Below are 22,172 nucleotides of genomic sequence, written 5' to 3'. Positions count from 1 at the left end.
GACAAACATAACAAGTGTTCCAAACCTGATGCGCGCCATTCGCTCGGCGCTGGACCTGACGCAGGAGCAGCTCGCCGACCGGCTCGGCGTGTCATTTGCAACCGTCAACCGATGGGAGGGCGGGGCCAACAAGCCTCAGAAAGCGGCGCGAGAAACCATCCTGACTCTGGCTGCGGAGGCCGGCATCGACGTTGGCGCTGATGCCGAGGTTTCGGACGGCGCGGCCGACATCACACGCCGCCGACGAGGCGCACCAGCGGGCGCGCCATCGACGAAGTCCATGGAGCAGATGCTTTGGGACGCAGCTTGTTCGATCCGCGGGGAGAAGGACGCCCCAAAGTTCAAAGACTACCTGCTCCCACTGCTCTTCCTAAAACGGTTGTCAGATGTCTTCGACGACGAAATCACCCGCTTGTCGGAGGAGTATGGTGATCTCCAAACGGCGCTGGAGATCGCTGAGAGCGACCATTCCCTTCTTAGGTTCTACATGCCGCCCGAAGCCCGTTGGGCCGTGATCAGTGGCCGCGATAATTTCGAATGGCCACTTGATAAGGATGGCAAGAGCACCCGACCCAAGGACATAGGCGAGCATTTGACCAAGGCGGTGCGCGCTGTCGTCAAACAGAACCCCGACCTGGCCGGCGTTATCGATGTTGTGGATTTCGCGGCCGAGCGTAACGGCGAGCGTGACGTCAACCCCGCGAAATTGAGGCTCGTCGTCGAAACCTTTTCCGGTCCCCGCTATCGGCTCGGATTGGCGGACGTGCAGCCAGATTTCCTCGGCCGCGCCTACGAGTACCTGCTGCGCAAATTTGCCGAGGGCTCGGGCCAGAGCGCGGGCGAGTTCTTCACGCCGACTGAGGTCGGTTTTCTCATGGCGCACATTATGCGGCCTCGGCCGGGCGAGGAGTGTCACGACTACGCATGCGGTTCGGCAGGCCTTCTAGTGAAGCTCCAGCTTGTAGCGCGCGAACTGGATCCCACCAGCAAGGTGCCCCTGAAGCTGTACGGCCAGGAACTCCAGGCCGAGAGCTACGCCGTAGCCCAGATGAACGGGATCATCCATGACATGGAGATCGCCATGGCTCGCGGCGACACCATGATCAATCCGAAATTCCGAACGTCAGACGGTAAGATAAAAACCTATGACATCGTGGTCGCGAATCCGATGTGGAATCAGCCGTTTGCCTCAGAGGTCTTCGCCAACGACCCCTTCGACCGATTTCGAACGACCGGCGGCGTCACCACAGGCCGGGGCGATTGGGCCTGGTTGCAGCACACGCTAGCCTGCATGGGCGACAACGGTCGGGCGGCCGTCGTGCTCGATACCGGCGCCGTTACTCGCGGATCGGGATCGAAAAACGAAGATAAGGAGCGGAATATCCGCAAATGGCTCGTCGATCACGATCTGATCGACGGAGTAATCCTCCTGCCAGACAATCTTTTCTACAACACGAATGCGGCTGGCGTCATTGTCATTTTGAATAAACGCAAGCCGGCCGCCAGGAAGGATAAGATTTTCCTTCTCAACGCGAGTAAGCGTCTAAAGAAGGGTAAGCCGAAGAACTACATCCCCGACGACGCCATTCGCCCGCTTGCAGCCGCCTATCTCAAGGGCGAACCTGTGGACGGAGAGATCGCTGTTGTCACCCGCGAGCGTGCAGCAGAGGCAGACTACAATCTTAGCCCTAGCCGTTGGGTTGGACACACCGAGGCGAGGGAGTTCGGCTCAGTGAGCGAACTGCTTCGTGAATTGGTCCAAATTGAAGATGAGGCCTCGGTACTGACTGCTCGCTTGGCGAGTCTCCTGAAAGGAGCCCGAGATGCTGCCTGATGCGTCGGCGCCTCCTCCCGGCTGGGCAATGACCCCATTAGCTGACCTCTGCAGGATTATGAGCGGAGGCACCCCGCCCAAGTCTGAATCCCGCTACTGGACCGGAGATATCCCTTGGGTTTCTGGCAAGGACATGAAGTCGCCTCGGCTCGTCGATTCAATCGACCATGTTTCGCCGGAGGCCGTCGGCGCTGGCACACGCATCGCGCCCGCCGGAGCAGTATTCCTGCTAGTTCGAGGCATGGGCTTGGCGAAAGACCTGCCGATAGCTGTCGCGACACGCGATATGGCGTTCAATCAGGATATTAAGGCACTTGTTCCGAACGAGCTAGGTACGGGTGCATTCCTCCGTGCGGCCATATATGAAAACCGAGCCCGGTTACTCGGGCGGATCGTTCCGTCCGCACATGGAACGATGACGCTGAACCTCGATGACATCGAGACTTTCTCAATTCCCGTTCCGACAGATACTGCCGATAGGATTGCCATCGGTGATGTTCTTGATTTCCTTCAAGACAAAGCAGAGCAAGCGAGTATCGAGCTTACGGCCGTGGAAGCCGTGAAACGTGCAGCGGTCCGTGACCTATTCACAAAAGGCTTGCGTGAAGAATCACAAAAGGAAACTGAAATTGGCCTTATTCCGGAGAGTTGGAATCTAGTAGAATTCGAACATGTTCGCGAATGGCTCCAGTATGGGACGTCAATTCCGTGCACCTACAAACACACACCATTTCCTGTACTACGTATTCCAAACATCCAAACTGGGCGCGTCAACTCCGGTGACATAAAATACGGTAACCTCAGAGAGGAGGAAGCCGTCCGATACCGCCTGACAAACGGCGATCTGATCTTCATTCGCACCAACGGTGTCATCGAAAGGCTGGGGACCTGCGCGGTTTATTCTGGGCAGCCGGCGGATGCGCTGTTTGCGTCCTATCTAATCCGCGCCCGATTAAAGCTTGATCGAATTGACCCCTACTTTGCAGCTCAATTCTTTGCGTCGGAGCCTGGCACACAGATAATAGGTGGACGCGCCACACCTGCGGCAGATGGCAAATACAACCTGAATACTGGGACAATCGACAGCCTTCCAATCCCGTTGCCACCGACGCTGGACGAGCAGCGAGAGATCGTCGAAATCCTGGACGCACTCGACCGCAAGATTGATCTTCACAAGCGCAAGCGCACCGTCCTCGAAAGCTTGTTTAAGGCGCTGCTGCACAAACTTATGACCGGTGAAATCCGTATCGCCGATCTCGATTTATCGGCGCTCGCCAAAGCTCCTCTTGAAGGAGCCGCCGCATGAGCGATCTTAAGATAAGCGAAGCCGGCACGGTCCAATTCCCGATGGTGAAGCACGCCATCGAAATCGGCTGGACGCCGCTCACTCCTGAGGTCGCCAAGCAGAAGCGCGGTGGCGAAGCTGGGATGCTGATGCGGGACGAGCTTGAGGCCAAGCTTGTTGAGTTCAATCCATGGCTGAGCCCCGACTCGGTTCGTTCAATCATCGAGACCCTCGACGCCCTCCCGGCGACGGTAGATGGCAATCGCGAAATCCTTATGTGGTTGCGCGGGGAGCGGGGCTGGTACGACGAGGAAGAGAAGCGCCACCGATCTGTCCAGCTGGTCGACTTCGAGAACGTCGGGGACAACGCGTTCCACGTCACCTGGGAGTGGGCATTGAAGCCGCCGGCCCGGAAGGGTAATCGGGCGGACGTCATGTTTCTGGTGAATGGCGTGCCCGTGTGCATCGTCGAGCACAAGAATCCTAAAGACGGCGATGCCATCGAGCGGGGCATCAAGCAGCTTCGACGCTATGAGATTGAGACGCCGGAGTTGATCGGCGCGCCACAGCTGTTCAACGTCACCCACCTTCTCGAATACTGGTACGGCGTGACGTGGAATGCTTCGCGTCGCGACATGGCGCGTTGGAAGGAGACCAGAGACGAGACCTATCGCTTCGCGGTCCAAGCTTTCTTTGAGCGCACCGACTTCCTACGCACCCTCCAGCACTGGATCCTGTTCTACGTTCAGGACAGTGAGACGCGGAAATCTGTCCTGCGCCAACATCAGCGGAGGGCCATCGACGCCGTCGTCGCGCGCTGCGCCGACCCCGTGAAAACGCGGGGGCTCGTCTGGCACACCCAGGGCTCAGGCAAGACCTTTACCCTTCTGACGGCTGCCCGGTTGATCCTGGAACAGAAGGAGCGGTTCAAGAACGCCACCGTCATTCTCGTGGTGGACCGGACCGAGCTGGAGGGGCAGCTCAAAGGGTGGGTCGAGCGGCTGCTTGGAGAGATGCAACGCCAGGACATCGCGGTGAAGCGCGCCGATACCAAGGCGGTGCTTCAAGGCCTGTTGGATGATGATTTCCGAGGCCTCGTGATCTCGATGATCCACAAATTCGAGGCGGTCCGGAAGGACAGCTCTACGCGGGACAATGTCTTCGTTTTCATTGACGAGGCCCACCGGTCGGTCGCGAAGGACCTGGGGTCCTATCTGATGGCGGCCGTGCCCAACGCGACCATCATCGGCTTCACCGGCACCCCAATCGCGAAGACCCACCAGGGCGAAGGTACGTTCAAAATCTTCGGCCAGGACGATGAGCGAGGCTACCTCGACAAATACGCGATCCGGGAGTCGATCGAGGACGAGACAACCCTCCCCATCAAGCACGTGCTGGCGCCCAGCGAGATGACGGTCCCGGTGGATCGTCTGGATAAAGAATTCTTCGATTTGGCAGCGTCGGAAGACGTGACCGACATCGACGAATTGAACCGAGTTCTGGAACGCGCGGTCAATCTTCGCGCGTTCCTCAAAGCGGACGACCGGATAGCCAACGTCGCGGCCTTCGTCGCCAACCACTTCAAGGAGGCCGTGCTTCCGCTGGGCTACAAGGCCTTCGTGGTCGCGGTCGACCGGGAGGCGTGTGCGAAATACAAGCGCGCGCTCGACAAGCTTCTCCCGCCAGAATGGACCGAAGCGATCTACACGGAGAACGCCGCCGATGTCATCGATCGGCCCCTGGTCGCGGAACTCCAGCTTACGGATGAGCGCGAAGAGGACGTCCGCCTACTGTTCAAGAAGGCCGATCAGGACCCCAAGATCCTGATCGTCACCGACAAGCTGCTGACCGGCTACGACGCGCCGTTGCTCTACTGCCTGTATCTCGACAAGCCGATGCGCGACCACGTCCTGCTTCAGGCCGTCGCGCGCGTAAATCGCCCATACAGCGACCCTGAAGGCATCCAGAAGAAGATCGGACTGGTCGTCGATTTCGTAGGCGTCTTGCGGGAGCTGAAAAAGGCGCTCCAATTCGACTCGGAGGACGTCAGCGGGGTCATCGAAGACCTTGACCTCCTCCTCCAGGACTTCCTCGGCAAGACCGCCAAGGCCAAGACCGACTATCTCGATGCGGGCGAGGGCGGCGATGCCGACGAGAGGCTCGAGCGCCTGGTGTATGGCCGGTTTCTTGAGATCGACGCGCGCAAAGAATTCTTCGAGGCCTACAAGGACATCGAGAGCCTCTGGGAAATCCTCTCTCCGTCGAAGGAGTTGGTTGACCACATCCCGACCTTCAAACGGCTGGCACAGCTCTACGCGACCGTTCGCAACGCCTTTGCGGAACAGGTCGGGTTCATCGCCGACCTCGCCCACAAAACCCGGCGTCTCGTTGAGGAGAACGCGACCCAGGATGGCCTTGGCCGCCTGACGAAGAGCGTCACGTTTGACGTGAAAACCCTGGAGGGGCTCAGAGGCGAGAAGGGCACCGATGAAGGCAAGGTCTTCAACCTGGTTCGTGGTTTTAGGCGTGAGCTCGACGAAGACCCGAACGCCGCCGCGGTGCTTCAACCCCTCAAGGAGCGCGCAGAGCGTATCCTAAAGGGCCTTCAGGAGCGAAACACCACTGGTCTTGCCGCAATGGACCTATTGGCCGCGCTGGCGGCCGAGAAGGAAGCGGCGGAAAGGGCGGCAAGGGACATAGGTCTCTCTCCGCAGGGCTTCTCGGTCTATTGGCTGGTGCGCGAGAACGCTGACCTCAAGGCCGCCAATGTTGCCCCCCTCGACCTTGGGAGAGAGGTGGAGAAGCTGCTTGAGCGTTTCCCGAATGCTCGGGTTAATCCAGACGAACAGCGGCAGTTGCGGGCGGCGCTCTATCGCCCACTGGTGACGCTGGAACGTGAGGCGCGAAGCGCATTGGTCGATTTGATCGTTGCAACGATCCTGCGATGAGCGAGCCGCCCTGTCCGGAGGTAGAAGAGCTCAAGGCCAAGGTTGCGCAATGGGCTCAGCGCCTGGGGGTTCAGCCAAGGGCCGTGCGTGTTCAGAAGATGACGAAGAAATGGGGTTCGTGCTCCACATCAGGCACGATCTCGTTGGCGCTCGACCTGTCGGACCAGAGCCTAGAATTTCAGGACTTCGTGATCGCCCACGAGCTGCTGCATCTGAAGATACCAATGCACGGGCGGCTATTTCACGCGGTCTTGGGGGCTCACCTGCCAGGCTGGCGGGCCCAGGAGTCGGTGCGACGCGGTCACAGGCCCTGAACCCTTGAATTTCGTCGTGCAACCGAGCTGCAACCCGGGAGGCCGAACCCCCCAACGAAAGGGCGTCTGGTGGTCTCGGAGGCGAGGCTCCCGCCTACTTCCGCTTCTGCTTGCGGGCGGCGTAGCGCAGGTCGCGGGCTTCTTTCTGCTTGGCGCGCAGATCCAGGTCGCGGGCTTCCTGGGTGATGGCCTCGTCCTCGACGCGCAGGCGTTCGACCTCGGCGGCGGCGGCGCGCTTGGTCTCGCGCTCGGCGTTGCGCTCGGCCCGAACCTTTTCCAGCTCGGCGGCCGCGGCGGCCTTGCGGGCTTCGATATTCGGGTCGATGACGGTGGGCTTGGGCTTGAAGCGTTCCAGCAGCGCCTTCTTGGCGGCGGCCGAGGTGGCCTGCCGGTCGGCGTGCTTCATGCCTTTAGGTTCGAACATGCGGTCTCAAAGTTCCTAGTCAGGGCCTGGTTCCGGTTCGCCGTCCCTTCCCCCGGATGGGGAGGTACGCCGGGCCTGCGGGTCGTTCGAATTTCTGGAGCGGGCGAAGAGATTCGAACTCTCGACCCCAACCTTGGCAAGGTTGTGCTCTACCACTGAGCTACGCCCGCACTCCGTGAAACCGATCCCCGTGAGGATTGGCCCCGAAATTCGAGAGCGGGCTTATGGCAGAGGGTCCGGGGCTTGGCAAGCGGGGCTGGCGTCTTTCTCAGCCCATGAAGCGCGGGGCCTTCAGCCGGCGCTTGTTCACGTGGTCCTTGGGGGCCTCGTTTTCGATCTCCGGCGGGAACTCACCCTTGAAGTAATAGCGCTGCCAGGCCTCCTTGGTGGCCTCCGGATCCAGGCGGAAAATCTTGGCGTTGAACTCCGCCCGGTGCTTCTCCCAGACGTCGTACTGGTCGCGCAGTTCCGGGTTGCGGGCCATCGACCGGATCACCGGCTGAACATCGGCCAGGACCTTGTCCTGGGTGAGCGTGATGAAGCAGAACGGCTCGCCCTTCTCGAAGCGCACCTTGCCCGGCCGGGTGAAGATCCAGTTCATCGTGAAGGGGAAGGGCAGCCAGTCGGTCTCCACCAGGCCCGCCAGGGGCTGGATGCCGTCCTTGACGTGGTTGGGCGGGCCCTGGGCGATCATCGACCAGCCGGGCGGGGTACGGAACAGGTAGCCCGGGTGGAAGGTCACCACGCCATGGCTGAAATGGCTTTTGACGAAGTTGTGGAAATCCGGGTGCGGGTAGTCGGTCTGCAGCTTGATGTCGTCCTGGTGGCTGCCCCCGGTCCATTCGGCGGTGAAGGCCATGGGGCAGAGGATTTCCCAGCCCGTGGTGTTGGCCATGGACAGCGGCAGGCAGCGATAGGGGTGGCGCTCGGCGAAATGGTCCATCCAGGCGCGTTGCGGGCGGCCCGGCACGATCTCCGGCGGGCGCTCGGCGGTGGGGTAGCACTCAAGTTCCATGGCGGGCTCTCAACGCAATGACCAGAGTCCTGGTCTAGCCAGCCTGTCGCACCCGCGTCCAGTTCGCTAGTTATTGGGGATGCAGACTCGCCCCGACCTGATCGCCTTTTTCGACGCCCACGGCATCGACCACGCCACCACCGAGCACGAGGCGGTATTCCGGGTCGGCGAAGGCGAGGAGATCAAGCACGGCATCGCCGGCGCCCACACCAAGAACCTGTTCCTGAAGGACGCCAAGGGCCGCCTGTGGCTGATCTCGGCCCAGGACACCACGGTGATCGACCTCAAGCGCCTGCACCCGGTGATCGGCGCGGCGCGGCTGTCCTTCGGCAGCGCCGAGCTGATGGTCGACACGCTCGGGGTGACGCCGGGCTCGGTCACCGCCTTCGCCATGATCAATGACCCTGACCGGCGGGTGACCTTCGTTCTGGATCAGGCCCTGGCCCGGTCCGAACGGGTAAATTTTCACCCCCTGACCAACACCGCCACCACCAGCATGAGCCAGGCGGGGCTGCGCAAATTCCTTGCGGCGCTTGGGGTTGCGCCCCTCGTGGTGGATTTCGAGGCGATGTCGGTGGTCGAAGACGGTTTCGTCCGTTGAAGACCGCGCCGCTTGGGACCATTTTAGCCGCCACGACGTTCAACCCCCTGAGACGGGAAAGACCCAGACCATGACCCTGATCGGCGAGACCGCGCCCACCCCCGGCGGCGACCTCATCAAGGACGGCAGCGACGCCGGCTTCATGGCCGATGTCATTGAGGCCTCCAACGCCGTCCCGGTGATCGTCGACTTCTGGGCGCCCTGGTGCGGCCCCTGCAAGCAGCTTGGCCCCTCCATCGAAAAGGCGGTGCTGGCCGCCAAGGGCAAGGTCAGGCTGGTGAAGATCGACATCGACCAGCATCCGCAGTTCGCCGGCCAGCTGCGCGTGCAGTCGATCCCCGCCGTCTTCGCCTTTTCCGGCGGCAAGCCCATCGACGGCTTCATGGGGGCCCTGCCCGACAGCCAGGTGAAGGCCTTCGTCGACCGCATCGCCGGCCAAGGCCCCGCCAACGAGACCGATGAACTGCTGGCCATGGCCAAGGAGTCCCTGGGCCTCGGCGACCTGGGCGGCGCGGCCCAGGCCTTCGCCCAGGTGCTGCAGGGAGACCCTGAGAACCTCAAGGCCCTCGGCGGCCTGGCGCGGGTCTACCTGCAGGGCGGCGAGCCCGAGAAGGCCCGCGAGATCGCCGACATGGCGCCTGAAGGCGCCAAGGACCCCGACCTCGACAGCGTGCGTGCGGGCCTCGCCCTGGCCGACGCCGCGCCGGAAGAGACCTCCGACCTGGAAAAGCGCCTGGCCGCCGACGCCAACGATCATGAGGCCCGGTTCGAGCTGGCCGCGGCCCTGGCCGGCCGCGGGGCCTGGGAAGCGGCGTCGGATCATCTGCTGAAGATCATCGAGGCCGACCGCGCCTGGAACGACGAGGCGGCCCGCAAGCAGCTGATCACCATCTTCGAGGCGGCAGGGCCCGGCTCCGACGTGGCCCGCAGCGGCCGGCGTCGACTGTCAGCGATCCTGTTCTCATGAAGGGCGAGCGGGCCATACCCGGCGGCTATCAGAGCCCCAGCGACCTGCCGCAGGTGATCCCGGTCTTTCCGCTGGACGGCGCCCTGCTGCTGCCCGGCGGCGACCTGCCCTTGCGCATCTTCGAGCCGCGCTACCTGAACCTGATCGATGACGTGATGGCGGGCGACCGCATGATCGGCATGGTCCAGACCCGGGCCGGCGGCGAGCGGGCGCGGCCGAACCTCGCCCACGTCGGCTGCGCGGGCCGCATCACCAGCTTCAACGAGACCTCGGACGGCACCTATCTGATTACGCTGACCGGGGTCTGCCGGTTCGAGGCGGGCGAGGAGCTGGCGGTGAAGACCCCCTATCGCCAGGTGCGCACCAGCTTCGCCCCCTTCTTCGGGGACCTGGCCGACGAGGAGGTCGATCCCGATGAATTCGACCGCAAGCGCTTCGCCGCGGCCCTGAAGAAGTACCTGAACCGTCGCGAGCTCGACATCGACTGGGACACCGCCGAGACCGCGCCCCTGGAGAGCCTGGTCACCAGCCTGGCCATGGGCCTGCCCTTCGAGCCCCTGGAGAAGCAGGCGCTGCTGGAATGCCCCACGCTGGTCGAGCGGGTGGACGCGCTCACCACCCTGCTGGAGATCGACGCCCTGGATGACGGCGATGACGCCGGCCATTCCATGCAGTAGGGATGGCGCCCATGACGCAGCCTCTCCCCGCCCTCACCGTCGACATCGATCCGCGCCTGCTGGAAATTCTGGTCTGTCCGGTGACCCACGGGCCGCTGACCTATGACCGCGAAAAGGCCGAACTGGTCTCCAAGTCCGCCAACCTGGCCTATCCGATCCGCGACGGCGTGCCGATCATGCTGCCGGAAGAGGCGCGCGAGATCGCCGATTAGGTCCAATTCACTGGGGGGCGGCCCTACCGCAGCCAGAGGCGGAAGGGTTCAAGGAAATCGGCGACCCTGGCCGCGTGGCTCGGCGCGCCGGGGGCTCTGACGTCAAGGGTTCGGAGGTCCTGAAACCCCGCCAGCTGCGCGGGATTCAGCCTGCTGGTGCGCACCAGAGACATGCTCCATTGCGGAAACAGCCGCGCCTCAATGGGCTTGTCGTGGACCTGGATGATTCCGGTGTGGCGCTCATCCCTTCGGATCTTGCCCATCAACTCGTCGAGGGACGACCGCGCGCCCTCGATGAACTGCAGGAATGTGCCATCGTGGTAGCAGAGCATGCCCGTCACCTGGCGCGTCTTGTTGGCGTGCGACGCCTGGGCGACCAGGGCGGTGACCGCGAGCGTGGTGAGCAGCTCCCGCGAGGTGCTCAAATATCCGATACAGTGAAGCATGAACGACTCTTTCTCCGGCATTGTTTGGCTCCCCGTGCCGGGCCGGGAACAGGCAAATCAACCTTGGCGCCTCACCCTGACCTCACCCCCGTGATCGGGTCAGCAGGACAGGCCGCCGATCTCGCAAGAGATCAGCGCCCGCAGGACGCCAGGGCCTCCTTCAGAACTCTTCCCATTCATTGGCCGAGGGCGCCGGCGCCATGGCCGCCGCCAGGCGGCCCTGGGCGCGGGCCACCGGATTGGCGGCGGGCGCGTGGCGGCCGGGCTGGGCGACCACCGGTCGGGACGCGGCCCTCACAGTGGGCTTGCCGGTCTGGAAGCGCGCCACAAGCCGGTTGAGGTCGTCAGCCTCCGAGCGGAGGCTGGAGGCTGCGGCGGTGGCCTGCTCCACCATGGCGGCGTTCTGCTGGGTCACCTGGTCCATCTGGTTGACGGCGGTGTTGACCTCGGCCAGGCCGGTGGCCTGCTCCTGGGAGGACAGGGCGATCTCGGAGATCAGGCCGTCGATCTCGGTCACCCGGCTGACGATGGCGGTCAGGGCCTCGCCGGTCTCGCCCACCAGCCTGACCCCTCGCTCCACCTGGGAGGAGGAGGCGGCGATCAGGGTCTTGATCTCCTTGGCGGCCTCGGCGGAGCGCTGGGCCAGGGCGCGAACCTCGGAGGCGACCACCGCAAAGCCCTTGCCGGCGTCCCCGGCCCGGGCCGCCTCGACCCCGGCGTTCAGCGCCAGGAGGTTGGTCTGGAAGGCGATCTCGTCGATGACGCTGATGATCTGGGTGATCTGACCCGAGCTTTCCTCGATCTCGCCCATGGCCGAGACGGCCTCAGTGACCACCTCGCCGGAACGGGCGGCGTCACTGCGGGCGGTGGCGGCGGCCGACGAGGCCAGTTTCGCGCCCTCGGCGCTGCGGCGCACCGTGGCGGTGATCTGGTCCAGGGCCGCGGCGGTCTCCTCCAGGCTGGCGGCCTGCTGCTCGGTGCGGCGCGACAGGTCGTCCGACGCCGTGGCGATCTCGTCGGAGCCGCCCTTGATGCCGTCGGTGGCGGTGGTGATGGCCGCCATGGCCTGCTCCAGGCTTTCGACGGCGGCGTTGAAGTCGGTCTTGATCTGCAGGTACTGGCCGGTGAAGTCGGCCTCGATGCGCGAGGTCAGGTCCCCCTGGGCCAGGCGGCCCAGGTTGGCGGCCAGGGTGGAGACCACCATGGCTTGTTCGGCCTCCACCTTCTTGCGTTCGGCCTCGGTCATGACCCGCTCACCCTCGGCGGCGGACCGCAGCTCGGTGGCCTCGGTCTCCAAGGCGCGCGCCCGCAGGCCATTGTCCTTGAACACCTGCACGGCCTTGGCCATCAGCCCCACCTCGTCGCCGCGGTCCTGGCCGTCGACGTCGACCTCCAGGTCGCCGCCGGCCAGACGGCCCATGCGCTCGGCCAGGCGGTTGAGGGGAACCGAGATCTTGCCGTTGGCGATCCAGACGCCGAGCCCCAAGCCGGCCCCGATGCCGATGACCGCCATCACGATATTCGTGGTCAGCGTCCTCCTATTGGCGGCGGAGAGCTTCGCCGTGGTCTGAGCGTCCGCGGCGGAACTGGTCTCATTGAAGGCCCGCAGGTCCTTGGTAAGGGCGGCGATCTTGGGATCCAGCGCCCGCAGGACCGCGTTGCCGGCCTCCGCCTGGTTCTGCACGCCGAGCTCCACGGCCTTGCCGCCCTCGGTGATGATCTCTTCGGCGCGGGTGCTGAACTCCGCGATCTTGGCGGCGTCCTCGGGTTTCAACTTGGCGGCCTTGTCGAGATTGTCCCGCAGCTTGGTCACGGACTCCTCGTAGGCGGCCTTGGCCTCCTGGGCCTCGGCGCTGGCGCCGTCATAGGCGATGGTGCGGTAGCCGGCATAGCCGATCTGGTTGATCCGGCGGTTGGCCCGCGCGATCTCCAGGGCGGACGGCGCGCTGTGCTGGGTGAGGGCCTCATAGGCCTTCTCGGTCTTCAGCATCTCCAGGCTGCTGAAGGCCGCCGAGGCTGCGAAGGCGATCGAGACCACCAGCAGCGCGCAAAGGATTTTTGTCGAAATCTTCCAGTGATCGAGGAACTTCATGTCGCTGCCTCTGCGATCCCTGGCGCGAGTCAGCGCGGCGGATCCTGTGTCAGGCATCCAGAGCAAAATCACGGTTTAGAACGGGTTAACGCAAGGTCTTGAGCCTCGGTGCGGTCAGTAATCCTACCCGATACGAGTATATCGCCGGGAGGCTTTTCCTGCTTCTGCTTGCCTGATTTTGAGGCGCCCGCGCCCGCTGTCAGGTAGACTGGCGTGCAAACGCTCGCACGATGCCTTGAAAACCAGTGGTTTATCAAACCAACAGGGCGCCCCTTGGCGTTGCGCGCTCTGAGCCGCACCGCAGCGCACCTGCCCAGAATAGAGCGACCTTTTGACGCACGACACCTGAAGTCTTGTCCGGACCCGGTCAGGTGGCGGCCAAGACCCGCGCGACGCTCGCCTCCACGCTCGGCGCATCCCTGATTTCCAACACCGGACAGGCCACGGTCGAAAGCCACGCCCTATGGCTGGCCAGACTGCGGCCGCCGGTGGAGCCGTCGTCATAGCCCCGCGACCAGGTCATGAACGTCTGGTGGGCCTCGTGCATGTCGCCGCCGGGCGCGATCCGGGCGCCAAATCGGGCCTGTTCCCGGGCGATGCTGCGGGCCATGCGGATCTCGGGGTCGAGGTAGAGGAAGACAATCAGGTCGAACCGATCCTCAACCTCCCGCCCCCAGGAGAGCAGGGAGCCGGAGATCACCCAGCTTTCGTCGGCCGGCAGGGCGGCCTTCAGCATCGCCACCCGCTCCTCCTGCGACCGCTGGGTGGTGAAGGGCGGATCGGTGGGCAGCCAGAAGAAGTGGTCGCTATCCTGATGCGGCACGCCCATCGCCTGGGCCAGGGCCGCGCCGAGGGTGGTGGTCCCCGAGCCCGAGGCCCCGACGACGTGGATGCGCCCCGCGGTCATGATCGTCCTCCCCTGGCCTTCCGATACCCAGGCCGGCGGGTTGGCGCAATTGACAGGCGCCCAGACCCCGCGCACCGTTCCGACCTCGATGGCGATCAGGGAGCGGTTTCATGAAGGCTCGTTCGTCCAAGCGGACTGTCCTGCGCGCCTAGGCGCCCATGCGACCTCCGCAGGTTTTCGTAGCGCCCGGCCGCCCTTCTCGGGGCCCGGCGCATGCCCGACACCTCGCGACGACGAGACATCATGACTGAAACTCTCAACCGCTACGGAAGCCTCTGCGCGGAGATCTACGACCTGGACAAGCCTGTCGGGTCACTGTTCGACATCCCCTACTATTCAGGCCGCCTGAAGGAATTGGACGGCCCGGTCCTCGAGGCCGGGGTCGGCACGGGCCGGCTCTACGTTCCCCTGCTGGAAGCCGGGCTGGACGTCACCGGCTTCGACCACTCCCCCGACATGCTGGCGGTCTGCCGCCGCAATGCCGAGACGCGTGGCCTGACCCCGAAGCTGACCCAGGCGCGGTTTCAGGACTTCGCCCTCGACCGAGCCTTCACGGCCGTCATCGTCCCCACCAGCTCCTTCACGCTGGTGGACGACTTTGCAGACGCCCTGGCGGTGCTGAGGCGGTTCCGCGAGGCCCTGGCGCCCGGCGGCCTGCTGCTGGTGGACCTGCCGCCCCTGAGCTTCTTCGAGGCCCCGAGCGGCGTGCGGGCCTGGACGGCGGTCAATGGCGATTTGCTGCGGATGCGGTCCGAGCGCGTGGTGACCGACCCCATCGGCCAGCGCCGGGTCAACCACGACACCTATGAACGCTGGCGGGACGGCCGGCTGATCGACAGCCAGCTGGAGCTGTTCGCCTACCGTGTCTGGGGCTGGAAGGAGTTCGAGATGGCGCTGGCCGTCGCGGGTTTCACCGATATCGAGGTCGCCGCCAACTACCGGCCCGGACGCACGCCCAAGCCGAATGACGGCATCCTGAACTTCGCGGCGCGGAGGCCGGGCTAGAGCCCTTTCCCTTTAGACGGACTCGTCCAAAGGGGATAAAAAGGGCTCTTATTCAAAATGTTAGAGCCTGTTTCGATCCGATAACCGGTTCCCACTTATCGGAACAGGCTCTAAAGCGCCTCGCCCCGCAGCAGCCGGGGCAGGTCGCCGGAGGCTCCGCCCGCATCGTGCATGAAGAAGCGGCGGGCGGGGCCAATACGGTTGACCACCGACATGCCGGCCCCGCGCACCAGGCGCAGCAGGGGATTGTCGTTCGAGAACAGCCGCACGAAGACGTCGGTGGCCGCCGCCAGCATGGTGTTGTCGAAGCTGCGCCAGCGGGCATAACGCTGCAGCACCAGCTCCGAGCCGATGTCCTCGCCCAGCCGCGAGGCGTCCACCAGCACTTCGGCCAGGGCCGCGGCGCCCTTCAGGCCCAGGTTCAGCCCTTGGCCGGCGATGGGGTGGATGCCGTGGGCGGCGTCGCCGAGCAGGGCCACGCGCGGCGCGCAGAGCCGTTCGGCCAGCTGCAATGACAGGGGGTAGGTGAAGACCGGCCCCTCGACGTTCGCTTCCCCCAGGAAGGCGCCGAACCGGCGCTGCATATGGGCGTGAAAGATTTCAGGCCGGGCGGTCTTAAGCGCCGCGGCCTTGGCCGTGGTCTCCGTCCACACCAGGCTGGCGCGGTCGTCGGTGAGCGGCAGGATGGCGAAGGGGCCGCCCGGCAGGAAGAATTCGTGGGCCACGCCCTCGTGAGGCCGTGAAAGTTTCACCGTCGCGACCACGCCGGTCTGCGGATAGTCCCAGCCGATGGCGTTGATCTTGGCCGCGGCGCGGACCACCGAATTGCGGCCCTCGGCGCCCACCACCAGGGGGGCGGTCAGGACGCGGCCGTCCTCCAGAGTGACCCGGGCGCAGTTCGGCTCGAAGTCCACCGAGGCGACCCGGGCCGGCGCCAGCACTGTGATCCCCGCCTTGGCGATCGCCTTGGCCAGGGCCGCCCGTGACCGGCGGTTCTCCAGCAGGTAGCCCAGGGGCTCGCCGTCGGAGCGGTCGGCGATCTCGGCGCTATCGAAACGCAGGTAGAACGGTGAAGGATTACCCGCCGAGGCCCCCGGACTGCGGCCGTCGGTCACCAGGATCTGCTCGATCCGCTGGGCGTGGGGCTCGATGTCGGCGGCCAGGCCCAGGGTGCGCCACTGGCGGAAGCTGGCGAAGGCAACCGCCGAGGAGCGCCCGTCGAAGGTGGGCGCCAGCTGGGCGTCGAAGATGATCGGGTCGATCAAGATCGGGGTCAGGCCGCCCTGTTTCAGGGCCAGCGCCAGGGTCGCCCCGGCCATGCCGGCCCCGGCGATGATGACATCGGCGTCGTAGGTCTCGCTCATGTCGCGATATGCCGACGAAGCGGGCTTGGCGTCCAGCCCCGGCCGGCTCTGGATGATTTTTGGACGGCTGCGTCCATTTTATCCATTGCCGCGCCCCGTCGAACGCTGTTTCCTGGACGCTCGGGTCTAGTTTTGCGCGCCCGCGGGTTGGGGAATGAACGAATGGCGGGCGTGCCGGGCAACAGACGCGTTCCAATCCTGGTCGGGGGCGTCGTCGCCCTGGCCCTGATCATCGGCGGCGCATTCTGGTGGACCAACAAACAGCGCTATGAGGCCACCGACAACGCCTTCATCGCCGCCGACAAGGTGGTGGTCGCCCCGCAGGTGGACGGCTATGTCGCGCAGGTCCTGGTGAGCGACAACCAGCGGGTCGCCGCCGGCCAGGTCGTGGTGCGGCTGGACGCCGCCACCTCCCAGGCCAAGCTCGCCCAGGCCATAGCCAATGCTGCGGCCCTCGACGCCGCCGTGCGCGGGGTCGACGACAGGTCGGCCCTGGAGACCGCCATGATCGCCCAGAAGGCCGCCGGCGTGGATTCCGCCCATGCCCAGGCCCAGATGGCCGCCGCCGAGCTCGACCGCTATGGCGTGCTGGCCAAGCAGGGCTGGGCCTCGCCGCAGCGGGCCCAGTCGGCCAGGGCCGCCGCCGGCGCCGCCGCGGCCGGAGTCGCCCAGGCCCAGGCCACCCTGGAGGCCGAGCGCCAGACCGCCCAATCCCTGGGTTCCGCCCGCGCCCAGACCTTCGCCCAGGCCCAGGCCGCCCACGCCGCTGTCGACTCCGCCCGCATCGATGTCTCCCGCACCGAGATCCGCGCGCCCGTGGCGGGCGTCGTGGGGGCCCGCGCCGTGCGGCCGGGCCAGTATGTCCGCCCGGGATCGACCCTGATGAGCGTCGTGCCCCTGGGCCAGGCCTATGTGGTGGCCAATTTCAAGGAGACCCAGGTCTCACGCCTGCGCATCGGCCAGCCGGTGGAGATCCGGGCCGACGCCTTCGGCAAGCAGACCATCAAGGGCCACATCGACTCGTTCGCCCCGGCCACCGGCTCGGAATTCGCCCTGATCCCGGTGGAGAACGCCGTGGGCAACTTCACCAAGATCGCCCAGCGCCTGCCGGTGAAGATCGCCGTCGATCCGAAGGAGCCCCTGGCCGGCGCCCTGCGGCCCGGCCTGTCGGTGGAGGTGAAGGTCGATGTACGCGGCCGCTCGGGCCAGGGCTTCGCCGACGCCGGGCCCCAGGCCGAGCTCGCCCGCCGCGGCATCGCGCGCTAGAGCATGTCAGGCGCAAGCGGGAACCGGTTCGCCGCCCGGACATGCTCTAACTTCAAGGAGATAGACCCTTTTTGTCCGGTCAGGTTGATTCAACCTGATCCGGAAAGGGTCTAGGCGCTCGCCGTGGCCGACGCCACCCTCACCCAGGCCCCGCCCGGCGGCCATCTCATCCAGGCCGGCGAGATCGACTGGCTGAAGGTCTTCCTGGGCTTTGGCGGCATGGTCATCGGCCAGTTCATGGCCGTGCTCGACGTGCAGATCGTCGCCTCGTCCCTGTCGCAGATCCAGGCCGGGGTCGGCGCCAGCTCCGACGAGATCAGCTGGGTGCAGACCATCTACCTGCTGGCCGAGGTGGTGATGATCCCGCTGACCGCCTATTTCTCGAAGATGTGGGGCACCCGGCCCTTCTTCATGGCCGCGGTGGCCACCTTCATCGTCGCCTCTATCCTCACGGGCCTGTCGACCACCTTCGAGATGATGATCGTCACCCGCGCCCTGCAGGGCCTGGCGGGCGGGGCCATGATCCCCCAGGTCTTCGCCTCGGCCATGACCGTCTTCCCGCCCGAGCGCCGGGTGACGGCCAATGTGGTGGTGGGCCTGATCGTCACCCTGGCCCCCACCGTCGGGCCTACCATCGGCGGCCACCTGACCGAGGCGCTGGGCTGGCGCTGGCTGTTCTACATCAACGTCATTCCGGGCCTGCTCTCGCTGTTCCTGGTCAGCCGCTACGTCAATTTCGACAAGGGCGATCCCAGCCTGTCCAAGGGCATCGACTGGATCGGCCTGGCCCTGATGGCGGTCTTCCTGCTCTCCATGCAGTACGTGCTGGAGGAAGGCGCCGGGGACGGCTGGCTGAAGGAGGGCAAGATCCTCTGGCTCAGCGTGCTGGCCCTGCTGGCCGGCGTCGCCTTCGCCTGGCGGCAGCTCACCTATCGACAGCCGATCGTCTCACTGGCTCCGTTCACCGACCGCAACTTCGCGCTCGGCACGGTGATGAACTTCGTCTCCGGCATGAGCCTCTATTCCGGCACCTTCGTCCTGCCGCTCTATCTGGCCCAGGTGCGCGGCTTCTCGCCGGCGCAGGTGGGGACCACCATGCTGGTCTCCGGGCTCACCATGTTCCTGGCCGCGCCCATCGCCGGGCGGCTGATCCGCACCATGGACCTGCGGATCGGCCTGGTGGTGGGCTTTTCCCTGGTGGGGATCGGCCTCGGTCAAGGCCTGCATGTGGGCGCCGACTGGGGCTTCAACGAGTTCCTGGTGCTGCAGGTCTGCCGGGGCCTGGGCGCCATGATCGGCATGATCGCCGCCTCCCAGATGAGCATCTCCACCCTGCCGCTCAGCATGATGAAGGACGGGTCTGGGCTGCTGAACCTGATCCGCAACGTTGGCGGCGCCGTGGGCCTGGCCATGGTGACCACCATCCTGGCCCACCAGAGCGCCGTGCACCTTGGCGAGCTGTCGGCGTCGCTCAACAGCAGCAGCCTGGAGGCCCAGGGCATGATGACCCAGCTGTCGGGGATGATGCAGGCCTCCGGCGCGCTCGATCCCGACGGCGGGATGCGCAAGCTGATGGGGATGATGCTGCGGCGTCAGGCCCTGGTGATGGCCTTCGCCGACGTCTTCATGTTCCTGACCGCCGGCTGCGCCGTGGCCGTGGGCCTCGCCCTCCTGGCCAGGCCGGCGCCCGCCGTGCCGGTCCAGCCCCCCGGCGGCGGCGGTCACTGATGCCCAGGCTGGCCGGACAGATCGACCTGGCCAAGGGGGAAGCCATCCTCGACGCCGCCATCGCGGTGCTCGGCGAACGGGGCCTGTCGGCCTCCATGGAGGAGGTGGCCCGCCGCGCCGGGGTCTCCAAACAGACAATTTATAACCACTACGGGTCCAAGGCCGAGCTGATCCGCGCCCTGGTGGACCGCCGCGTCGCCGACATCACCGCGTCCCTGGAGACCCCCGGGGCCGACGAGCACCCGGAAGAGGCCCTGGCCGGCTTCGCGCGCACCATGCTGCAGGCCATTGTCAGCCCCCGGGCGACGGCCATGATGCGGCTCTATATCCAGGGAGCAGCCGACGCGCCGGACGTGGCCCGCGCCGTCTTCGAGGCCGGGCCCAAGGCCTCGCGCCTGCGCCTGGCCGCCTTCCTGGCCAAGGAGACCGCCGACGGCCGCCTGGCGGTGGACGATGCGGCCATGGCGGCGGAGTTCTTCGGCGGCATGGTGGTGGGCACCTACCAGCTGGCCGATCTGCTGGGAGTGGACCGGGGCCTGACGGAGAACCAGATCGACGACATCGCCGCCAAGGCCGCCCACCGCTTCATGCGGGCTTATTCGGTTTAGGTCTCGGACTTGTGGCGCCAGGCCTTTTCTTCCAGGCCCGAGCGGCCCTCTCGGCTTTCCAGCCAGGTCGCCACGTCGTCCAGGCTGACCCCCGACGCGGCCAGCACCACCAGGAAGTGATACATCAGGTCGGCGCTCTCGGCGGCCAGGCCGTCGCGGTCCTTCTGGACGGCGGCGATCACCACCTCGACGGCCTCTTCGCCCAGCTTCTTGGCGGCGCGCTCGACGCCGTCGGCCAGCAGCTTGGCGGTGTAGGAGCTTTCAGGACTCGCGCCCTTTCGCTGTTCGATGGTGGCGGCCAGCCGCTCCATCGTCTCGGAAAAGCGGCTCATGCGACAGCCTCCGTCAGGCGAACAGGAATGTGGGCGTCGGCCATGGCCCGCTTGACCTGGCCGATGGAGACTTCCCCGAAATGGAAGATCGAGGCGGCCAGGACGGCGTCCGCGCCCCCCTTGGTCACCGCCTCGACCATGTGGGCCGCGCTGCCCGCGCCGCCCGAGGCGATCACCGGCACGTTCACCGCGCCGGTGATGGCGGCCAGCAGGTCGATATCGTAGCCGGTCTTGGCGCCGTCGCGGTCCATGGAGGTCAGCAGGATCTCGCCCGCGCCACGCTTCACGGCCTCGACGGCGTATTCCACCACGTCCAGCCCCGTCGCGGTGCGGCCGCCATAGGTATAGACCTCCCAGCCGTCATTGCGGCCGCCGGAGCCCGCGCGCGCCGTGCCGTGCTTGGCGTCGATGGCCACCACCACGGCCTGGGACCCGAAGGCGTCGGCGCAGGCGCTGATCAGGTCGCGGTTCTCCACCGCGGCGGTGTTGACGGAAATCTTGTCGGCCCCGGCCAGCAGCAGCCGGCGGGCGTCCTCCACCTGGCGGATGCCGCCCCCCACCGACAGCGGCATGAAGCAGACATCGGCGGTGCGGGCGATGACGTCGAGGATGGCGCCGCGCCGCTCGTGGCTAGCGGTGATGTCCAGGAACATCAGCTCGTCGGCGCCGGCCGCATCATAGGCCGTGGCCTGTTCGACCGGATCGCCGGCGTCGCGCAGGGCCACGAAGTTCACGCCCTTCACCACGCGGCCGTCCTTGACGTCCAGGCAGGGGATGACGCGAACCTTGAGCATCAGGCGGCGACCTTCAGGGCCTCTGACGGCGTGATGGCGCCGTTGTAGAGGGCCCGGCCCAGGACGGCGCCGGCGATCGGCACGCCCTTGCGGGCCCGCAGGCGGACGATGTCGTCGACGCTGGCCAGGCCGCCGGCGGCGATGACCGGGATGTTGACGGCGTCGGCGATGGCCCCGAAGGCCTCGACATTGAAGCCCATCACCGTGCCGTCGCGGTCGATGTCGGTGATGATCAGGGCGCCGACGCCGGCATCCTCGAAGCGCTTGGAGACGGTGACGGCGTCCAGGTCCGAGCTCTCGGTCCAGCCCTGCGTCGCCACCTTGCCGGCCCGCACATCGACGCTGACGGCGATCTGCTCGGGCCATTCGCGGGCCGCGGCCTTGACGATCTCCGGATCGGTGACGGCGATGGTGCCGAGGATGACGCGAGAGACCCCGGCCTCGATCCAGCGCTCGATGTCCTTCATGGAGCGGATGCCGCCCCCCAGCTGGACAGGGATGGAGACGCTCTCGAGGATCGCCTCGACGGCCTTCTCATTGATCGCCCGGCCCTGCACGGCGCCGTTGAGGTCGACGACGTGGACCCAGTGGAAGCCGGACTCCACGAATTGCCGCGCCTGGTCGGCGGGCGAGGAATTGAAAACGGTGGCGGTGGTCAGGTCGCCGTGCAGGACGCGGACGCACTGGCCGTCCTTCAGGTCGATCGCGGGATAGAGGATCAAGGTCGCCACTCCAGGAAGCGCGCCAACAGGGCAAGGCCGGCGCTCTGCGACTTTTCAGGGTGAAACTGTACGCCCGCGACGTTGCCGTTGGCGACTGCTGCTGGGAATTGTCCCCCGTGATCGACCCAGGCGGCGACGTCGTTCTCGTCGTCCGGGTAGAAGGCGAAGGAATGGGTGAAGTACATGGGCTGATCGCCGATCTTGGCGATCATGTCGGGGCCGCTGGCTCCGACCAGGGTGTTCCAGCCCATGTGCGGGATCTTGATGGCCGGATCGAGGCTCTCGATCTTGCGGACATCGCCGCCGATCCAGTCCAGGCCGCGGGTCTCGCCGAACTCCAGGCCCCGCGTGGCCAAGAGCTGCATGCCGACGCAGATGCCCAGGAAGGGGCGGCCCTTGGCGCGCACCGCCTCGGTCATCGCCTCGATCAGGCCGGGACGTTCCGACAACGCGGTCATGCAGGCCAGGAAGGCCCCGACGCCGGGCAGCACGATGCGGTCGGCGGCAGCCACGATGTCGGGATCACAGGTGACAACGATCTGGCTCGCGCCATCGGCGGCCTTGCGCAGGGCCTTTTCGGCCGAGCGAAGGTTGCCCGACCCGTAGTCGATCAGGGCGACAGTCTGCATGG

At 65.7% G+C, this 22,172-nt stretch carries 22 protein-coding genes and 1 tRNA gene; 12 read left to right on the top strand and 11 right to left on the bottom strand.

The window, feature by feature from the left end; genetic code table 11:
* Nucleotides 1-28 precede the first annotated feature (28 nt).
* From JKL49_RS01040 to JKL49_RS21350, 4 genes are read left to right on the top strand one after another with little or no spacing between them, the layout of a single operon-like run.
* Nucleotides 29-1,834, top strand: a complete 1,806-nt coding sequence (locus tag JKL49_RS01040) for an N-6 DNA methylase (RefSeq protein ID WP_215337606.1) — start codon at nt 29-31, stop codon at nt 1,832-1,834.
* Complete coding sequence (locus JKL49_RS01035; protein WP_215337604.1) at nt 1,824-3,140, top strand: restriction endonuclease subunit S; 1,317 nt, start codon at nt 1,824-1,826, stop codon at nt 3,138-3,140. The genes JKL49_RS01040 and JKL49_RS01035 overlap by 11 nt, the downstream gene beginning before the upstream one ends.
* Nucleotides 3,137-6,067 carry a type I restriction endonuclease subunit R gene (locus JKL49_RS01030; RefSeq protein ID WP_215337602.1) on the top strand — a complete coding sequence of 977 codons (2,931 nt, stop codon included), beginning with the start codon at nt 3,137-3,139 and terminating at the stop codon, nt 6,065-6,067. The genes JKL49_RS01035 and JKL49_RS01030 overlap by 4 nt, the downstream gene beginning before the upstream one ends.
* Nucleotides 6,064-6,381, top strand: a complete 318-nt coding sequence (locus JKL49_RS21350; RefSeq protein WP_215337600.1) for a M48 metallopeptidase family protein — start codon at nt 6,064-6,066, stop codon at nt 6,379-6,381. Before JKL49_RS01030 ends, JKL49_RS21350 begins: the two co-directional genes overlap by 4 nt.
* A gap of 94 nt (nt 6,382-6,475) precedes the next feature.
* Here JKL49_RS21350 and JKL49_RS01020 read toward each other — a convergent pair whose 3' ends face one another.
* From JKL49_RS01020 to JKL49_RS01010, 3 genes are all read right to left on the bottom strand, one after another.
* Nucleotides 6,476-6,805, bottom strand: a complete 330-nt coding sequence (locus JKL49_RS01020; protein WP_215337598.1) for a DUF6481 family protein — start codon at nt 6,803-6,805, stop codon at nt 6,476-6,478.
* A gap of 95 nt (nt 6,806-6,900) precedes the next feature.
* Nucleotides 6,901-6,975, bottom strand: a tRNA-Gly gene (locus JKL49_RS01015).
* Between the two features lie 98 nt (nt 6,976-7,073).
* Nucleotides 7,074-7,820: a DUF6065 family protein gene (locus JKL49_RS01010; protein WP_215337596.1), complete on the bottom strand. Its 747-nt coding sequence runs from the start codon at nt 7,818-7,820 to the stop codon at nt 7,074-7,076.
* A gap of 79 nt (nt 7,821-7,899) precedes the next feature.
* Between JKL49_RS01010 and JKL49_RS01005 the strand changes: the two genes are divergently transcribed.
* The 4 genes from JKL49_RS01005 (at nt 7,900) to JKL49_RS00990 (ending at nt 10,277) form a co-directional block, all read left to right on the top strand.
* The gene (locus tag JKL49_RS01005) at nt 7,900-8,421 is read left to right on the top strand and encodes a prolyl-tRNA synthetase associated domain-containing protein (protein ID WP_215337594.1); all 522 of its coding nucleotides are present in this window, start codon (nt 7,900-7,902) and stop codon (nt 8,419-8,421) included.
* Nucleotides 8,422-8,491: 70 nt separating this feature from the next.
* A complete protein-coding gene (locus JKL49_RS01000) occupies nt 8,492-9,388 on the top strand; it encodes a thioredoxin family protein (RefSeq protein WP_215337592.1) in 897 nt (298 codons plus the stop codon).
* A gap of 14 nt (nt 9,389-9,402) precedes the next feature.
* The gene (locus tag JKL49_RS00995; protein WP_430700829.1) at nt 9,403-10,065 is read left to right on the top strand and encodes an LON peptidase substrate-binding domain-containing protein; all 663 of its coding nucleotides are present in this window, start codon (nt 9,403-9,405) and stop codon (nt 10,063-10,065) included.
* A gap of 11 nt (nt 10,066-10,076) precedes the next feature.
* On the top strand, nt 10,077-10,277 hold the full coding sequence (locus JKL49_RS00990) for a Trm112 family protein (protein ID WP_215337588.1): 201 nt from the start codon (nt 10,077-10,079) through the stop codon (nt 10,275-10,277).
* A gap of 23 nt (nt 10,278-10,300) precedes the next feature.
* Here JKL49_RS00990 and JKL49_RS00985 read toward each other — a convergent pair whose 3' ends face one another.
* The 3 genes from JKL49_RS00985 to JKL49_RS00975 form a co-directional block, all read right to left on the bottom strand.
* A complete protein-coding gene (locus tag JKL49_RS00985) occupies nt 10,301-10,744 on the bottom strand; it encodes a BLUF domain-containing protein (protein ID WP_215337586.1) in 444 nt (147 codons plus the stop codon).
* Between the two features lie 139 nt (nt 10,745-10,883).
* On the bottom strand, nt 10,884-12,815 hold the full coding sequence (locus JKL49_RS00980) for a methyl-accepting chemotaxis protein (RefSeq protein ID WP_215337584.1): 1,932 nt from the start codon (nt 12,813-12,815) through the stop codon (nt 10,884-10,886).
* 367 nt (nt 12,816-13,182) lie between these two features.
* Nucleotides 13,183-13,722 carry a P-loop NTPase family protein gene (locus tag JKL49_RS00975; RefSeq protein WP_215337583.1) on the bottom strand — a complete coding sequence of 180 codons (540 nt, stop codon included), beginning with the start codon at nt 13,720-13,722 and terminating at the stop codon, nt 13,183-13,185.
* A gap of 243 nt (nt 13,723-13,965) precedes the next feature.
* Here JKL49_RS00975 and JKL49_RS00970 point away from each other — a divergent pair, with 243 nt between their 5' ends.
* Nucleotides 13,966-14,727, top strand: coding sequence for a class I SAM-dependent methyltransferase (locus tag JKL49_RS00970; RefSeq protein ID WP_215337581.1), 762 nt, complete (start codon nt 13,966-13,968; stop codon nt 14,725-14,727).
* A gap of 110 nt (nt 14,728-14,837) precedes the next feature.
* On the opposite strand, the gene JKL49_RS00965 is transcribed toward JKL49_RS00970, so the two are convergent.
* Nucleotides 14,838-16,091: a UbiH/UbiF/VisC/COQ6 family ubiquinone biosynthesis hydroxylase gene (locus JKL49_RS00965; protein ID WP_215337579.1), complete on the bottom strand. Its 1,254-nt coding sequence runs from the start codon at nt 16,089-16,091 to the stop codon at nt 14,838-14,840.
* A 162-nt stretch (nt 16,092-16,253) separates the two neighbouring features.
* Here JKL49_RS00965 and JKL49_RS00960 point away from each other — a divergent pair, with 162 nt between their 5' ends.
* From JKL49_RS00960 to JKL49_RS00950, 3 genes are all read left to right on the top strand, one after another.
* Nucleotides 16,254-17,357, top strand: a complete 1,104-nt coding sequence (locus JKL49_RS00960) for an HlyD family secretion protein (RefSeq protein WP_215337577.1) — start codon at nt 16,254-16,256, stop codon at nt 17,355-17,357.
* A gap of 123 nt (nt 17,358-17,480) precedes the next feature.
* On the top strand, nt 17,481-19,085 hold the full coding sequence (locus JKL49_RS00955) for a DHA2 family efflux MFS transporter permease subunit (protein WP_347340339.1): 1,605 nt from the start codon (nt 17,481-17,483) through the stop codon (nt 19,083-19,085).
* Complete coding sequence (locus JKL49_RS00950; protein WP_215337575.1) at nt 19,085-19,693, top strand: TetR/AcrR family transcriptional regulator; 609 nt, start codon at nt 19,085-19,087, stop codon at nt 19,691-19,693. The genes JKL49_RS00955 and JKL49_RS00950 overlap by 1 nt, the downstream gene beginning before the upstream one ends.
* Here JKL49_RS00950 and JKL49_RS00945 read toward each other — a convergent pair.
* The 4 genes from JKL49_RS00945 to hisH are packed head-to-tail and all read right to left on the bottom strand — an operon-like array spanning nt 19,690 to nt 22,170.
* On the bottom strand, nt 19,690-20,025 hold the full coding sequence (locus tag JKL49_RS00945; RefSeq protein ID WP_215337573.1) for a phosphoribosyl-ATP diphosphatase: 336 nt from the start codon (nt 20,023-20,025) through the stop codon (nt 19,690-19,692). The two genes, JKL49_RS00950 and JKL49_RS00945, sit on opposite strands and share 4 nt — an antisense overlap.
* The gene (gene hisF, locus JKL49_RS00940; protein WP_215337571.1) at nt 20,022-20,819 is read right to left on the bottom strand and encodes an imidazole glycerol phosphate synthase subunit HisF; all 798 of its coding nucleotides are present in this window, start codon (nt 20,817-20,819) and stop codon (nt 20,022-20,024) included. The genes JKL49_RS00945 and hisF overlap by 4 nt, the downstream gene beginning before the upstream one ends.
* Complete coding sequence (hisA, locus tag JKL49_RS00935; RefSeq protein WP_215906447.1) at nt 20,819-21,541, bottom strand: 1-(5-phosphoribosyl)-5-[(5-phosphoribosylamino)methylideneamino]imidazole-4-carboxamide isomerase; 723 nt, start codon at nt 21,539-21,541, stop codon at nt 20,819-20,821. Before hisA ends, hisF begins: the two co-directional genes overlap by 1 nt.
* Nucleotides 21,538-22,170, bottom strand: a complete 633-nt coding sequence (gene hisH, locus JKL49_RS00930; protein ID WP_215337567.1) for an imidazole glycerol phosphate synthase subunit HisH — start codon at nt 22,168-22,170, stop codon at nt 21,538-21,540. Before hisH ends, hisA begins: the two co-directional genes overlap by 4 nt.
* Between the last annotated feature and the right edge of the window lie 2 nt (nt 22,171-22,172).

The sequence above is a fragment of the Phenylobacterium glaciei genome (assembly GCF_016772415.1).
Classification (GTDB): domain Bacteria; phylum Pseudomonadota; class Alphaproteobacteria; order Caulobacterales; family Caulobacteraceae; genus Phenylobacterium; species Phenylobacterium glaciei.
The sequence above is the reverse complement of the archived record's forward strand: the minus strand, read 5'-3'. Positions and strand labels throughout refer to the sequence as shown.

Excerpts from the sequence above, each read along its gene's own strand:
- JKL49_RS00950 (WP_215337575.1), top strand. The coding sequence starts at position 19,085 with ATGCCCAGGCTGGCCGGACAGATCGACCTGGCCAAGGGGGAAGCCATC.
- JKL49_RS00945 (WP_215337573.1), bottom strand. The coding sequence starts at position 20,025 with ATGAGCCGCTTTTCCGAGACGATGGAGCGGCTGGCCGCCACCATCGAA.
- JKL49_RS01035 (WP_215337604.1), top strand. The coding sequence starts at position 1,824 with ATGCTGCCTGATGCGTCGGCGCCTCCTCCCGGCTGGGCAATGACCCCA.
- JKL49_RS00965 (WP_215337579.1), bottom strand. The coding sequence starts at position 16,091 with ATGAGCGAGACCTACGACGCCGATGTCATCATCGCCGGGGCCGGCATG.
- JKL49_RS21350 (WP_215337600.1), top strand. The coding sequence starts at position 6,064 with ATGAGCGAGCCGCCCTGTCCGGAGGTAGAAGAGCTCAAGGCCAAGGTT.
- JKL49_RS00960 (WP_215337577.1), top strand. The coding sequence starts at position 16,254 with ATGGCGGGCGTGCCGGGCAACAGACGCGTTCCAATCCTGGTCGGGGGC.
- hisH (WP_215337567.1), bottom strand. The coding sequence starts at position 22,170 with ATGCAGACTGTCGCCCTGATCGACTACGGGTCGGGCAACCTTCGCTCG.
- JKL49_RS00985 (WP_215337586.1), bottom strand. The coding sequence starts at position 10,744 with ATGCCGGAGAAAGAGTCGTTCATGCTTCACTGTATCGGATATTTGAGC.
- JKL49_RS00975 (WP_215337583.1), bottom strand. The coding sequence starts at position 13,722 with ATGACCGCGGGGCGCATCCACGTCGTCGGGGCCTCGGGCTCGGGGACC.
- JKL49_RS00980 (WP_215337584.1), bottom strand. The coding sequence starts at position 12,815 with ATGAAGTTCCTCGATCACTGGAAGATTTCGACAAAAATCCTTTGCGCG.
- JKL49_RS01000 (WP_215337592.1), top strand. The coding sequence starts at position 8,492 with ATGACCCTGATCGGCGAGACCGCGCCCACCCCCGGCGGCGACCTCATC.
- JKL49_RS00970 (WP_215337581.1), top strand. The coding sequence starts at position 13,966 with ATGACTGAAACTCTCAACCGCTACGGAAGCCTCTGCGCGGAGATCTAC.
- JKL49_RS01005 (WP_215337594.1), top strand. The coding sequence starts at position 7,900 with ATGCAGACTCGCCCCGACCTGATCGCCTTTTTCGACGCCCACGGCATC.
- JKL49_RS01030 (WP_215337602.1), top strand. The coding sequence starts at position 3,137 with ATGAGCGATCTTAAGATAAGCGAAGCCGGCACGGTCCAATTCCCGATG.
- JKL49_RS01020 (WP_215337598.1), bottom strand. The coding sequence starts at position 6,805 with ATGTTCGAACCTAAAGGCATGAAGCACGCCGACCGGCAGGCCACCTCG.
- JKL49_RS00990 (WP_215337588.1), top strand. The coding sequence starts at position 10,077 with ATGACGCAGCCTCTCCCCGCCCTCACCGTCGACATCGATCCGCGCCTG.
- hisF (WP_215337571.1), bottom strand. The coding sequence starts at position 20,819 with ATGCTCAAGGTTCGCGTCATCCCCTGCCTGGACGTCAAGGACGGCCGC.
- JKL49_RS01040 (WP_215337606.1), top strand. The coding sequence starts at position 29 with ATGCGCGCCATTCGCTCGGCGCTGGACCTGACGCAGGAGCAGCTCGCC.
- JKL49_RS01010 (WP_215337596.1), bottom strand. The coding sequence starts at position 7,820 with ATGGAACTTGAGTGCTACCCCACCGCCGAGCGCCCGCCGGAGATCGTG.